Source organism: Mesorhizobium sp. M0062, assembly GCF_040323125.1.
Lineage (GTDB): Bacteria > Pseudomonadota > Alphaproteobacteria > Rhizobiales > Rhizobiaceae > Mesorhizobium.
Genome location: NZ_JAMYUO010000027.1, coordinates 80724 through 93568, shown reverse-complemented (window position 1 = coordinate 93568; position 12845 = coordinate 80724). Strand labels below are relative to the sequence as shown.

Below are 12845 nucleotides of genomic sequence, written 5' to 3'. Positions count from 1 at the left end.
CGGTGGGGGGTGCGTGGCCCGTCTGCCCTCGCCGGGCGGCGGGGCGGTCGACGGAGTGGATGTCGACCCTTGGGGCGCAAGGCGAGGTGATGTTTGCCCCTATTGCCCTTCCTATGTCCATCGCGGCGGTTGCCAGGTGGTTCCCCCACTCCGTCTCGGCTTCGCCGAGCCACCTCTCCCCCCTCCGGAGGGAGAGGAATGTGTGGCGCCCCCCTATCTCGGGGGCGCGCCGGGCGCAGGGAGATACGCCCTATTTCTTGATCACGGCGTTGGCCTTGGCAGCCGCTTCCTTCAAGCCTGCCTCGGGGTCGCCGCCGAGATAGATCTTCTGCATGGCATCCGAGGTGATCTGGGCGACTTCTTCCCAGCCGGGGATGACCGGTGCAAAGCGAGCGTCGGGCAGCAGTGCTGTGAACGCGGCGAGGTCGGCATTGTTGACGTAATAGTCCATCTTGGCCTCTTCCTTGTTCACCGGCAGGAAGCCTTCCCCTTGCGTGAACTTGGCGCGCTGTTCGGTGGTGAACAGGAAGTCGAGCAGCTTCCAGGCCTCATCCTTGTTCTTGGAATTTTTGAACATGATGATGGAATCGGTGACGCCGTACGTGCCGCGCGCGCCGGTCGGTCCGGCGGGGATAGCGGCCACGCCGTATTTCAGGTTCGGCGCCTCGTCCTTGATCTGGTTGGACAGGAAGGGCGCGGTGATCATCATGCCGACCTTGCCCTGCTTGAACAGGTTCTGGACGTCCTCGCGGTTGTTGGAGGTGACGCCGGGTTCCGTCAGGCCTTCGTCGATCATCGACTTGTAGAGCTTGGCGGCTTCGAGCGCGCCCGGCGTGCCGAGGCCCGACGTGCCATCCTTGTTGAGAATCTCGGTGCCTTGCGACCACATCGCATAATAATAATAGACGTCGGTCTCGATCTCCTTGCCCTGCAGGCCGAAGCCGAACGTGCCGGTGCCCAGCGCCTTGATCTTGCGCGCATCCTCCTGCAACTCGGTCCAGGTTGCCGGCGGGTTGGCGATTCCGGCCTTCTCGAACAATTCCTTGTTGTAGTACATGGCGCGCGCCGAGGCCGCGATCGGCAGGCCGTAGGTCTTGCCCTCCATGATCGACGGCGACAGGAAGGTGTCGATGAAGCGGTCCTTGAAGTCTGGCTTGATGTAGCCGTCGAGCGGCTCGGCGACATCCTGCTGGACGAAATCGATCAGCCAGCGGGTGCCGATGATCGACAGGTCGGCATTGGTGCCGGCGGTGATGTCGGTGGTCAGCTTCTGCAGCAGCACGTCCCATGGTACCACTTCGAACTTGACAGTGATGCCTGGGTTGGCTGTCTCGAATTCCTTCTTCACCGCTTCGAAATACGGCCCGGTCTTGGCGCTGTATTCGGCGACGGTTACGCGCACCTCGCCGGCATCTGCCTGCGCGGCCAGGGCGAGCAGGCTCATTCCGGCCATCAGGCCGACAGTCCATTTTGCAAGCTTCATTCGATCTCTCCCATTTGATTGCGCCTGCGCTCTTGCGGCTTCCAGGCGATCAAGGCTTAATGTGACTTTCCTACATTATCCATCATTTGACCTTGTGCAAGCGGATTATCCTGTTGCTTAATTACATTTCTTAAAATAGCGTTTTCCGATTATCGTAGATCCCAGGGAGGCGCGCAGCGTGGTTTCAAAGGCCGAATTCGCAGGCAAGACCGTGCTGGTGACCGGCGCCGGCGGCGGGCTCGGCTCGGCTATTGTGGCGCTGCTGGCCGAACGAGGCGCGCGGGTCGTCGGCTGCGACCAGTCGCAAGATGCGTTGCGCAGCCCACACCTGGCGTCGCGTCACGCCTTCGACCTCCTCGACCGGGCTTCCATCGAGGCGGCGATACCAGCGATCCTTGAGAAAGATGGCGTTCCCGACATGCTGATCAACAATGCCGGCTGGACGCGCGCAGAGACGCTTGCCGCATTGACACCCGATAAGATTGAGCACGAGCTCGACCTCAATCTGACCGGGGTGATGCTGTTCGCCGATCCACTGATCAAGGCGATGGCCGCGCGCGGTTCGGGCAGCGTCGTCTTCATCTCTTCCGTCAACGCCATCGCCCACTTCGGCAACCCGGCCTATGCCGCAGCCAAAGCCGGCATCAATGCCTATGCCAAAGCGATCGCTGTGGAACTCGGCCGCAACGGGCTGCGCGCCAATGTCGTCTGCCCCGGCTCGATCCGCACCGCCGCATGGGACCATCGGCTGGCCAAGAACCCGGATGTTCTCGGCAAGCTCAAGCGGCTCTATCCGCTCGGCCGCATCGTCGACGCCACGGAAGTGGCCGAAGCGGTGGCCTTCCTTGTTTCGGATCGCGCATCGGGGATAACCGGCGCGGTGGTGCCGGTCGACGCCGGACTGACCGCCGGCTTCCTGCCCTTCATCGACGACATATTGGGAGCCTGACCATGACCGATGTCGAGTTCCGCGACCTGTCGAAATCCTTCGGACGCCACAAGATCCTCGAAAACATCAGCCTCGACATCAAGAGCGGCGAGTTCGTCGTGCTGGTCGGCCCTTCCGGCTGCGGCAAGTCGACCTTGCTGCGCATGCTGGCCGGGCTGGAGCCGATCACCGCAGGCGACCTCTTGATCGGCGGCGTGCGCGCCAACGATTTGCCGCCACAGCAGCGTAACATCGCGATGGTCTTCCAGTCCTATGCGCTGTTTCCGCACCTGAAAGCGGCCGACAATATCGGCTTTGGCCCAAAGATCCGCGGCGAAAGCCGCACGGCAATCGACGCCAAGGTGAAAAAGGCCTCTGGCGTCCTCAACCTGTTCTCCTATCTCGACCGCTATCCCCGGGAACTGTCGGGCGGCCAGCGCCAGCGCGTCGCAATGGGCCGCGCCATCGTGCGCGAACCCTCGGTGTTCCTGTTCGACGAGCCGCTCAGCAATCTCGACGCGCAATTGCGCGTGCAGATGCGCACCGAGATCAAGGCGCTGCACCAGCGGCTGAAATCGACCATCGTCTATGTCACCCACGACCAGATCGAGGCCATGACCATGGCCGACCGCATCGTGGTGATGGACCGCGGCAAGATCCAGCAGGTCGGCGCACCGCTGGAGCTCTACGACCGTCCCGCCAACAAATTCGTCGCCTCCTTCATCGGCTCGCCGTCGATGAGTTTTGTCTCCGGCGCCCTGAAGACGACGCCCGAGAAAAGCTGGTTCGAATCGGCCGGCGGAGGGCGACTGGCGCTCGGCAGCAAGACGGTGCCGGCTGGCAGCACGGTCGAGGCCGGCATACGGCCCGAACACTTCGTCATCGGCGAGGCTGTCGACGCGATGGCGATCAAGGTCGATGTCGTCGAGCCGACCGGCTCGGAAACCCATGTCTATGGCGCCATCGGTGCTGACACGGTGCGCGCCGTGTTCCGCGATCGGATACAGGTCAAGCCGGGTGAAATGCTGCCGGTCTCGGTCGCGCCTGCAAACATCCATCTGTTCGACACGGCGACAGGCCTGCCGCTATGAGAGCGCCGGCATGAAAACGAAAACACCACGATGAAGACGACAACCCAGAAATGAAAACGCCGGCCGACATCATCACGCGCCTGCAGCTGATGTCGCAGGACGGCACCAAATCGGACCGCCGCCTGGCCGGCCTCGTGCTGACCGATCTCGACTTCGCCTCCAAGGCGGCAATCTCGGAAATTGCCGCGCGCGTCGGCGTCAGCGAGCCGACGGTCACCCGTTTCTGCCGCAATCTCGGCTGCGAGGGTCTGCGCGATTTCAAATTCTACCTGGCGCAGGCGATTGCCATTGGCGGCCAGTATCTGTCGCCCGAACCGCTGAACCGCGACGCGCGCGAGCAGCGCATTGCGTCGGCCATCACCGAAGCGGCAATCGCCGCCATCCAGCGCGCCAGCGAAAACCTCGACATGAAGACGCTGGTGGGCGTGGCCGCGCGCATCGTCAGTTCGGGCAATGTGCTGTGCATCGGCTCCGGCGGCATTTCCTCGATGATGGCGACCGAGATGCAGAACCGGCTGTTTAGGCTGGGCGTGCCGGTGCTGGCGCAGATCGACGGGCAGTTGCAGCGCATGTATGCCGCGGTCGCTACGTCGGAGACGACGTTGATCGCGTTCTCGGTGTCCGGCTATGCGCGATCGGTCATCGACGCCGTGCAGGTGGCCCAGCAATATGGCGCCACCACCATCGCCGTAACTCCGCCGGAATCAGCGCTCGCCAAGGCCGCCGATACCGTCATCCAGTTCCAGTCGCTGGAGGACGGCAACATCTACAAGCCGACCTCGTCGCGCTATGCGCTGCTGTCGATCGTCGACATGATCGTCACCTCCGTGGCCGAGACGCGCGGACCCAGGGTTCTCGAAAACCTGCGCCGCATCAAGCAGAGCGTGAACACGCTGAAGGTCGACGATCCGAAGCTGCCGCTGGGGGACTGAGAGTGGGGCGGAAGCTGCCAATCTCCCCCCTCGTGGGGGAGATGTCCGGCAGGACAGAGGGGGGCGCTGTTCCGCCGACAGATCAAGGGGCTGCATGCCGCAACGCTGGATCTTCGATCAGCCGCTGAGCGCCCCGATACGCTGCGCCAGCACCGCCGGATCACCCCCGACACGCACCGTCTTCAGCCGCGCCGTGCCGCCTGCAACGACCGACACGACCGATGCCGGAACGCCCAGCGCCTTGGCCACCAGCGGTTCCAGCGCCGCATTGGCCGCGCCATTCTCCGGCACGGCGCGCACGCGCGCCTTCCAATGGCTGCGCCCGTCGGCCGATACCTCGGCGCCTTCGAGCCTGTCCACCGAAGACTTCGGCGTCAGCCGGATAAACAGGTCGATGCCGTCAGCGCGCAAGCGGAATGGCGCGCTCATGCCTATCGTCAGGTTCACAGGACCAGCGGCGCTATCGTGGTGAGAATGAGCTGCCTGAGAAAGAACAGGAGCAGAAGCAGGATGATCGGCGAAATATCGACGCCGCCGAGGTCGGGCATGAACCGACGGATCGGCCGCAGCGCCGGCTCGGTCAGCCGGTAGAGCATGTTGCCGATGCTGCCGACAAACTGATTGCGCGAGTTGACGACGTTGAACGCATAGAGCCAGGAAAAGATCGCCGAGGCGATGATGACCCACCAGTACAGGTCCAGCGCCATGACGATTGTTTGAATGAGGGCGAGCATGCCGGTCTCCGATTGTTGCCGACATGTAGCCATTGCGCGCGAAACCGGCAAGGGCCGGTCGCCTGCAAGCACCGGGCACAAGGGAATTCGGCAAAACCCCGCCTTGACAGGAAACCGCAGCCTTCGATAAATGCGCCATCCGCTGGACGGGGCTGTAGCTCAGCTGGGAGAGCGCGTCGTTCGCAATGACGAGGTCAGGAGTTCGATCCTCCTCAGCTCCACCAGCGGAATTTTCCTGCCTGTCGACACATCTAACTTCCGAGACGTCTCGTCAAAGCCCCGCCTTCGCTGCGAGATAGGGCGCCAGGGCAAGCGAGTAGCTGGCGGTCAGATGATGACTGTCCCGCCAGACGATGATGTTGCCGACAACTGCCGGGCATAGTTGCGGCCCGCAAATGGCATCGAGCATATCGATGGCGCGCACATTTTTCTGTCCTTCCGCGGCCAGCGCCAACACGTTGCTCCGCTCAATATCGCTCAGTTTGGTGACGCATTTCGTTGGGGTCGAACTCAGGCATTCGCCCGGGTCGAATTTCATATAGGGCGTGTTGCGGATGGCAACGATTTGCGAGCCGGCGTCCGTCAGCCCGCCCCAGAGACTTCGCAGCCCCTCGATCATCACGTCTTGCTGAACCGCTCCGTAATTGGACTGGCTGGTGAAGATCAGATCCGGTTTCAGCTTTAGGATCTCGGCCAGCACCTTTTCGTGCCACTGCGCGCATAAGACGTTGGGTTTGCCATCCGCCGTGATGGCCACGCGGGTGAATGGGCAGGCGGATTTTGTAAAGGTAACCAGTTTGAAGTTGCGGTCCTTTGCGATCTTGTCCAGTGCCGGCACCCACTGGGCTGCATGAGAATCTCCCACCAGAACCATTGTTTTCGCACCCGTGGGATCGCCTAGAGAGCATCGTTTGGGCTCCGAGCTTTCCTCCTGGTGGCACTTCCTTGCATACACGACCGGCACGTCCCGCCTCAGCCGGGCCAGCGGCGGCAGAAGGTTCACACCGTCCGGGACCACGGCGCCGGAGACGAGAGCGGCGGGCCCAGGGTAGGAAGGCGTGCCGATCAGCGCGGTGTCGATGCGTTCGGTCTTCAGAAAGAGCAGCAGGCTGCCGGATGCGGCCACGCATGTGAGAACCGCCGCGGTGCCGTATCCCAGCGGCTTCCACCAGGCGCCGCCCCGAGCTTGCCGGTAGCGCTGCTCAACATATCGATAGGACAGATCCGATAGAAGCAGGGTCGCCGCAATCAGGCCGAAACCGCCGGCAAGGGTCAGCGAATGACCCTGCGCCTGGGAGATGGTGATCAGCGGCCAATGCCATAGATAGACCGAGTAGGAGCGATCGCCGATGAAACGAAGTGGCAACGAATCGAGCCCACGAAACCGGCCGACTTCAACCTCGCCAGCCAGGATGACCAGCACTGTGGCCAAGGTCGGCAACAACGCACTGACGCCGGGAAATGGAGTTGCAGCGGAAAACAGCAAGGCGGACGCAACGATGCCCAGGATGCCGGCGATCGCCAGCCACTGTCTAGTGAGTGCCGCCAGTCGAAACTGGTGTTCGGTCAGCACCAGCAGACCACCCAGCGCCAATTCCCACAGGCGGGTATGGCTGACGAAATAGGCCTGGGCCGGATCCGTCGCCGTCAAAACGACAGAGGCAACAAGTGATGCCGCGAAAATGAGCGACAACGCCCCGATCAAGCAGGCCCTCAGCGGAAGGTCACGGCGGCGCGCCAGCCAGATCACGCCGATCATCACCAACGGCCAGGCGATGTAGAACTGCTCTTCGATGGAAAGCGACCAGTAGTGTTGCACCGGGCTCGGCAAGGTGTCGGCCTCGAGATAGCTGACCGCAATCGAGGCCAGCCGCCAGTTCTCGACATAAAGAGCGCTCGCCACGATCTGGTTGCCCATTTCCTCCCAGCGCGCCTTTGAGATGAAAAGCAGCGTGCCCAGCAATGCCACCAGCAGCACCAGGGTTGCTGCCGGCAACAACCGTCGCACCCGTCGCGAGTAGAATTCGATCAGTGAAATCCGGCCGCCGCGCAGCGCCATCTGCGCCAGCAGGCCCGTGATCAGATAGCCAGAGATGACGAAAAAGACGTCGACGCCGACATATCCGCCAGGCAGCACATCCGGCCATATGTGATAGACCACGACAAGCGCGACCGCCAAGCCGCGCAGCCCCTGTATTTCGGGTCGAAACCGACGGTTCTGATCGATTGTCACCGGATATCCCCAACAGTCTCAGCCGGCCTGGATCAACCGGCAGTCCGCGCCACGATCTTCATAAGGGCAGAGTGCCGTGAGGCAAGAGCCGATCGCAGCAGTTCATTCCCTTTCCGTCTCCAGTCCGCTCACCAGCGTGTCGACGAAACCCAGCAGCTCACTTTCGAGGTCGGTGGACGCCAGGCCAATGAAACGGTCTTCGAGCGAGATGGCGACGATCCCATGCACGGCGGAGAACAGCGTGCGCGCGCAGGCCAAAAGCTCCGGCGTTGCCGCCGCCGGGAGCAGCTGGGCCAGCGGCTCAACCAGATGCTGGACCAGCACCGCATGTTCGGCCAGATGCCATTCGGGCACCGCCACGCCTGGCGCCATACGGTGCTCGAACAGCGCCTTCCACGCCATGCGGTTGTCGCGGGCGAAGCCGAGATAGGCCTTGGCCAGCGCCTTCAGCCTTGCCCTAGGCTCGGCGACGCCGGTCGCCTCTTGCTGCAGGGCCGCCCCCAGCCTGGCCAGTGTGATCGAATTGACGTGCAGGATGAGCTCGTCCAGGTCGGCGAAGGCGGTGTAGAGCGCGCCCAGCGCGCAGCCGGCATCGGCCGTGATGTCGCGCGCACGCAGACCGGCGAGCCCCGAGGACTGGATGCGCGCTTGCGCGGCCTCGATCAGCCTGCCTTTGAGGTCCTCGCGTTTGGCGTCCCGTTTTGCGGTCATTAACCTTCTCTTATGCGCAATCATGAACACCGTTCATTTTCTCCTTGAACGCCGTTCACACTGTGCTACTTTGCCTCATGAACAACGTTCATAGAGGAGAAACGGAAATGTTGAAACAGTTTTTTGCTCTCGTTCGCGGCCGAAGCTACGAAGCCGCCGAGGCGGTCGTCGACCGCAACGCGCTGATAATCCTGCGCCAGCAGATCCGCGATTGCGCCGACGGTATCGCGGCCGCCCGCCGGGCGGTTGCAATCGCCATCGCCCAGAACGAACAGGAAGTCGCGCAGTACAAGAAGCTTGTCCTCCGCATCGACGACTTGGAGAATCGCACGATCGCCGCGATCGAGCAGGGACAGAATGAACTGTCCCGCGAAGCCGCCGAAACCATCGCCATGCTGGAAGCCGAACGCGACGCCTCCGCCGAGGCGCAGAAAAGCTTCGGCACCGAGATTGAGCGTCTCAAGCGGATTATCCGCGTCTCCGAAATGCGCCTGCGCGAATTGCAGCGCGGCCAGCGCATCGTTGCCGCGGTCGACTCGACCCAGCGCCTGCGAGAAAGCGCGCCCGGCTCCAGCCTGTCGGCGCTCAGGGACGCCGAGGAGACGCTGCTGCGCCTGCGCACCAGGCAAAAGCAGATCGACGACACCGCGGCCGCCATGGCCGAGATGGAACAGTCGGGCGATCCTGCCGCGGTCTCAGAGAAGCTTGCGGCCGCCGGCTGCGGTGCGCCGCTGAGAAGCAGCGCCGACGCCGTGCTCGAACGGCTCACGAAGACCATGACCAAGCCGGCCTGATCGTACCCGGCCTGATTGTTATCCAGTCTGATTGTATCCAGCCTGATTGTATCCAGCCTGAAACAGACCCACGCCCAACCAACCTAACCTTGAAACGAAAGGACCATATCGATGACCCCGAACACCTATTCCCTGGAAGACCTTCACCATGGCCAGTTTCGCCGTTGCCGCCACAATGATGGCCGGCGGCATCTACTTCATGGAGGCGAGCTTCGCCGCCAAGGGGTTTTATGCCATGGCCGCCATCATGCTCGTGCACACCTCGATCACCATCACCAAGACACTGCGCGACTCGGAAGAGGCAAGCCGCTTCATCAACCGGCTGGAAGACGCCAAGACCGAGAAGTTGCTGATGGAAGTCAGCCGCAGTAACGAAGTGTAACCGGGTTCCCGCTAAACAAGGCTCAACGCGCAAGACCGCTGATCAATCCAGTCAGGATTTTCACCGGTCTTGCCCAATGGAAGTCGCCGCTATGGAAATCGCCCCGATCAATCGTCCCACAGCTCATCTGATGACATCCAGGCGCTTTGCGCCCTTGTTCTGGACGCAGTTCCTGTCCGCCTTCAACGATAATTTCCTCAAGAACACGCTGGTGTTCCTTATTCTGTTCACGCTGGCGGCGGACCAGGCGGCATCACTGGTCACCTTGGCGGGCGCCGTCTTCATGGCTCCCTTCCTGCTCTTGTCGGCGCTCGGCGGCGAGCTCGCCGACCGCTTCGACAAGGCTCTCATAGCCAAACGTCTGAAATTCGCCGAGATCGCCGCGGCGGGTGTCTCCGTCGTCGGCATCGCCCTGTCGTCCATTCCCGTGCTGATGACGGCGCTGTTGATGTTCGGCATCATCTCGGCGCTGTTCGGACCGATCAAATACGGAATCCTGCCCGATCACCTCGAACGCAAGGAACTGCCCAAGGCCAACGCCTGGATCGAGTCAGCCACGTTTGCCGCGATTCTCGGCGGCACCATAGCTGGCGGCGTCGTTTCCGCCGATGGTATCGGCGTCGCGGTGTTCGGACCGATCATGATGGCGCTCGCCGTCGGTTGCTGGCTCGTCAGCCGCTATATCCCGTCCACCGGTTCGGCGGCGCCCGACCTTGTCATCGACAAGAACATCTTCCGCTCGACCTGGCGCCAGGTCGCCGAATTGCGCACCGACACGCGCATCTGGCGCGCCGGCCTGATGACGTCGTGGTTCTGGCTGATCGGCGCCATCGTGCTCTCGCTCCTGCCGGTCCTGATCAAGGATTCGCTCGGCGGCAACGAAATGGCCGTCACCGTCTACCTCGCCGTGTTCGCCGTCTCGATCGCCATCGGTTCGGCCATCGCCGCCTGGATGTCGCAGGGCCGCATCGTGCTGTTGCCGGCACCGGTCGGCACGGCGCTGCTCGCCCTGTTCGGCCTGCATCTCGCCTGGACCATCTCCGGCATGACGCCGTCGCCCCAGGCGGAAACCCTTGGCGCATTCTTCGCCGGCCCAAACACGATCCGCGTCGCCATCGACCTCGCCGGCATGGCCATTTCAGCCGCTTTCCTGGTGGTGCCGACCTTCGCCGCCGTGCAGGCCTGGTCGCCCGAAGCGCGGCGCGCCCGGGTCGTCGCCGCCGTCAGTATCGTCAATGCCGGTTTCATGACTGGCGGCGGCATCATCATGGCCCTGATCCAGACGAAGGTCTCGACCGGCGGCATCCTGTTCGGCCTCGTCGCGGCCAATGCGATTGCCGCCTGGCTGATGCTGAAATATTTGCCGACGAACCCCTTCCGTGACTTCGTCTCCATCCTGTTCCGCGCTTTCCTGCGCCTCGAAGTCGAGGGCATGGAAAACCTCAAGGCGGCCGGCAAGGCGCCGATCCTGGCGCTCAACCATGTCAGCTTCCTCGACGGTCCGCTCGCCTTGACGCTGACCGATGAGGAACCGGTCTTCGCCATCGACTACACCATTGCCCAGGCTTGGTGGATGAAGCCGTTCATGAAACTTGCCCGCGCCTTGCCGCTCAACCCGGCCAAGCCGATGTCGACCCGCACGCTGATCAAGATCGTGCAGGGCGGCGACCCGCTGGTGATCTTCCCGGAGGGACGCATCACCGTGACCGGCGGCCTGATGAAAGTCTATGACGGCGCCGCCATGGTTGCCGACAAGACCGGCTCGATGGTTGTGCCGGTGCGCATCGACGGGCTGGAGAAGACCTACTTCTCGCGGCTGAGCTCGCAGCATGTGCGCCGCCGCCTGTTCCCGAAGGTCAAGGTGACTATTCTGGAACCGGTCAAGCTCGAGGTGCCGCAGGAGCTGAAGGGCCGCAAGCGCCGCGCCGCGGCGGGTTCCGCGCTCTACCAGGTGATGTCGGATCTCGTTTTCCGCACCCAGGACATCGACAAGACCGTACTGGAAAAGATCATCGAGACGGCGAACGAACGCGGCATGAAACAGCTCGCAGTTCAGGATCCGGTCACCGGTTCTCTCAGCTACAGCAAGCTGCTCACGGCTGCCGCCTTGCTTGGTGAGAAGTTCCAGACCCTTTATGCCGACCAGCAGACGCTGGGCATCATGCTGCCCAACGCCAACGGCTCTTGCGCGACGCTGCTCGGCGTCATGTCCGCCGGCAAGGTTCCGGCGATGATGAACTTCACCGCAGGTGCTGCCAATATTCTGTCCGCCTGCAAGGCCGCCGAAGTCCGCACCGTGCTGACGTCCCGCGCGTTCGTCGAACAGGCAAAGCTCGGCGCTGTAGTCGAGGAACTCGGTCGCTCGGTCGACATCGTGTGGCTCGACGATCTCAGAAAGACCATCAGTCTCAAGGATAAGCTGCTCGGCTTGCTGCGCAAGTCGACGCCACGCGCGAAACGCAAGCCCGGCGATGCGGCGGTGATCCTGTTCACCTCGGGTTCGGAAGGCACGCCGAAGGGCGTCGTTCTGACCCACCGCAACATCCTGGCCAACGCCGCCCAGGCGGCGTCGCGTATCGACTTCCATTCGGGCGACAAGGTGTTCAACGTGCTGCCGATCTTCCACTCCTTCGGCATGACCGCGGGCACGGTGCTGCCGTTGATCTCCGGCGTGCCGGTCTATTTCTACCCCTCGCCGCTGCACTACCGCCTCGTGCCGGAACTGATCTACGGCTCGAACGCGACGATCATCTTCGGCACCGACACCTTCCTCTCCGGCTATGCCCGCACCGCGCACCCCTACGACTTCCGCTCGATACGCTATTGTTTTGCCGGCGCAGAGCCGGTCAAGACAGCGACGCGCATGACCTATATGGAGAAGTTCGGCCTACGCATCCTCGAGGGCTACGGCGTCACCGAGACGGCGCCGGTGATCTCCATCAACACGCCGATGTACAATCGCTCCGGAACCGTCGGCAAGATCATGCCCGGCATGGAATACCGCCTCGATCCGGTCCCCGGCGTCGACGAAGGCGGCCGGCTGTTCGTGCGCGGCCCCAATGTCATGGCCGGTTATCTCCGGGCCGAGAAGCCCGGCGTGCTCGAACCGCTGGAGGACGGCTGGCATGATACGGGCGACGTCGTCGCTATCGACGAAGGCGGCTTCATCACCATTCGCGGCCGCGCCAAGCGCTTCGCCAAGATCGGCGGCGAGATGATCTCGCTCGCCGCTGTCGAAGCGCTGGCCGGCGAATTGTGGAAGGGCTCGCTGTCGGCGGTCGCCACGGTGCCCGACGCGCGCAAGGGCGAAAAGCTGATCCTCATCACTGAGGCATCCGGCGCCACACGAGCGGAATTCCTCGCCTACGCCAAGGCCAACGGCGCCATGGACCTGATGGTCCCGGCCGAAGTGCGGGTGGTCTCAAAGGTACCGGTCCTTGGCTCCGGCAAGCTCGACTTCGCCGCCGTGACAAAAATGGTGCGCGACGAAGAGGCCTTGAAGACCAAGGCCGCCTGACCCGGCTACGGCAACGGGCCGACGCAAGAGCCGGCCCGTT

The 12845-nt window shown here is 63.0% G+C and carries 11 protein-coding genes and 1 tRNA gene; 7 read left to right on the top strand and 5 right to left on the bottom strand.

Annotated features, from left to right (window positions below):
- Positions 1–250 precede the first annotated feature (250 nt).
- Complete coding sequence (locus NKJ64_RS25370; RefSeq protein WP_352463532.1) at positions 251–1483, bottom strand: ABC transporter substrate-binding protein; 1233 nt, start codon at positions 1481–1483, stop codon at positions 251–253.
- A 178-nt stretch (positions 1484–1661) separates the two neighbouring features.
- Here NKJ64_RS25370 and NKJ64_RS25365 point away from each other — a divergent pair, with 178 nt between their 5' ends.
- From NKJ64_RS25365 to NKJ64_RS25355, 3 genes are read left to right on the top strand one after another with little or no spacing between them, the layout of a single operon-like run.
- Positions 1662–2432: an SDR family NAD(P)-dependent oxidoreductase gene (locus NKJ64_RS25365; RefSeq protein WP_352463531.1), complete on the top strand. Its 771-nt coding sequence runs from the start codon at positions 1662–1664 to the stop codon at positions 2430–2432.
- 2 nt (positions 2433–2434) lie between these two features.
- Entirely contained in the window at positions 2435–3502 is a 1068-nt protein-coding gene (locus NKJ64_RS25360; RefSeq protein ID WP_023753217.1) for an ABC transporter ATP-binding protein, read from the top strand.
- 50 nt (positions 3503–3552) lie between these two features.
- Positions 3553–4434, top strand: coding sequence for a MurR/RpiR family transcriptional regulator (locus NKJ64_RS25355; RefSeq protein ID WP_023681445.1), 882 nt, complete (start codon positions 3553–3555; stop codon positions 4432–4434).
- A 117-nt stretch (positions 4435–4551) separates the two neighbouring features.
- On the opposite strand, the gene NKJ64_RS25350 is transcribed toward NKJ64_RS25355, so the two are convergent.
- Together NKJ64_RS25350 and NKJ64_RS25345 are read right to left on the bottom strand one after the other, a co-directional pair.
- Positions 4552–4863: a DUF167 family protein gene (locus NKJ64_RS25350; RefSeq protein ID WP_023830143.1), complete on the bottom strand. Its 312-nt coding sequence runs from the start codon at positions 4861–4863 to the stop codon at positions 4552–4554.
- Positions 4864–4877: 14 nt separating this feature from the next.
- The gene (locus NKJ64_RS25345; RefSeq protein ID WP_023668602.1) at positions 4878–5168 is read right to left on the bottom strand and encodes a YggT family protein; all 291 of its coding nucleotides are present in this window, start codon (positions 5166–5168) and stop codon (positions 4878–4880) included.
- Between the two features lie 148 nt (positions 5169–5316).
- Between NKJ64_RS25345 and NKJ64_RS25340 the strand changes: the two genes are divergently transcribed.
- Positions 5317–5392, top strand: a tRNA-Ala gene (locus NKJ64_RS25340).
- 47 nt (positions 5393–5439) lie between these two features.
- On the opposite strand, the gene NKJ64_RS25335 is transcribed toward NKJ64_RS25340, so the two are convergent.
- Positions 5440–7401 (bottom strand): acyltransferase family protein, encoded by a 1962-nt coding sequence (locus tag NKJ64_RS25335; RefSeq protein ID WP_081726890.1) that lies wholly within the window; start codon positions 7399–7401, stop codon positions 5440–5442.
- Positions 7402–7503: 102 nt separating this feature from the next.
- Entirely contained in the window at positions 7504–8112 is a 609-nt protein-coding gene (locus tag NKJ64_RS25330) for a TetR/AcrR family transcriptional regulator (protein ID WP_023755959.1), read from the bottom strand.
- A gap of 107 nt (positions 8113–8219) precedes the next feature.
- Between NKJ64_RS25330 and NKJ64_RS25325 the strand changes: the two genes are divergently transcribed.
- The 3 genes from NKJ64_RS25325 (at position 8220) to NKJ64_RS25315 (ending at position 12805) form a co-directional block, all read left to right on the top strand.
- Positions 8220–8906: a PspA/IM30 family protein gene (locus NKJ64_RS25325; protein WP_352463530.1), complete on the top strand. Its 687-nt coding sequence runs from the start codon at positions 8220–8222 to the stop codon at positions 8904–8906.
- A 127-nt stretch (positions 8907–9033) separates the two neighbouring features.
- Positions 9034–9288 carry a YiaA/YiaB family inner membrane protein gene (locus NKJ64_RS25320; protein WP_352463533.1) on the top strand — a complete coding sequence of 85 codons (255 nt, stop codon included), beginning with the start codon at positions 9034–9036 and terminating at the stop codon, positions 9286–9288.
- A gap of 130 nt (positions 9289–9418) precedes the next feature.
- Positions 9419–12805, top strand: a complete 3387-nt coding sequence (locus NKJ64_RS25315; RefSeq protein ID WP_352463529.1) for an acyl-[ACP]--phospholipid O-acyltransferase — start codon at positions 9419–9421, stop codon at positions 12803–12805.
- The last annotated feature ends 40 nt before the right edge of the window (positions 12806–12845 follow it).

What these genes read in the sequence shown, in the direction of transcription:
- NKJ64_RS25370 (WP_352463532.1), bottom strand. Translation starts at nt 1,483, where the DNA reads ATGAAGCTTGCAAAATGGACTGTCGGCCTGATGGCCGGAATGAGCCTG.
- NKJ64_RS25360 (WP_023753217.1), top strand. Translation starts at nt 2,435, where the DNA reads ATGACCGATGTCGAGTTCCGCGACCTGTCGAAATCCTTCGGACGCCAC.
- NKJ64_RS25355 (WP_023681445.1), top strand. Translation starts at nt 3,553, where the DNA reads ATGAAAACGCCGGCCGACATCATCACGCGCCTGCAGCTGATGTCGCAG.
- NKJ64_RS25350 (WP_023830143.1), bottom strand. Translation starts at nt 4,863, where the DNA reads ATGAGCGCGCCATTCCGCTTGCGCGCTGACGGCATCGACCTGTTTATC.
- NKJ64_RS25345 (WP_023668602.1), bottom strand. Translation starts at nt 5,168, where the DNA reads ATGCTCGCCCTCATTCAAACAATCGTCATGGCGCTGGACCTGTACTGG.
- NKJ64_RS25330 (WP_023755959.1), bottom strand. Translation starts at nt 8,112, where the DNA reads ATGACCGCAAAACGGGACGCCAAACGCGAGGACCTCAAAGGCAGGCTG.
- NKJ64_RS25325 (WP_352463530.1), top strand. Translation starts at nt 8,220, where the DNA reads ATGTTGAAACAGTTTTTTGCTCTCGTTCGCGGCCGAAGCTACGAAGCC.
- NKJ64_RS25315 (WP_352463529.1), top strand. Translation starts at nt 9,419, where the DNA reads ATGACATCCAGGCGCTTTGCGCCCTTGTTCTGGACGCAGTTCCTGTCC.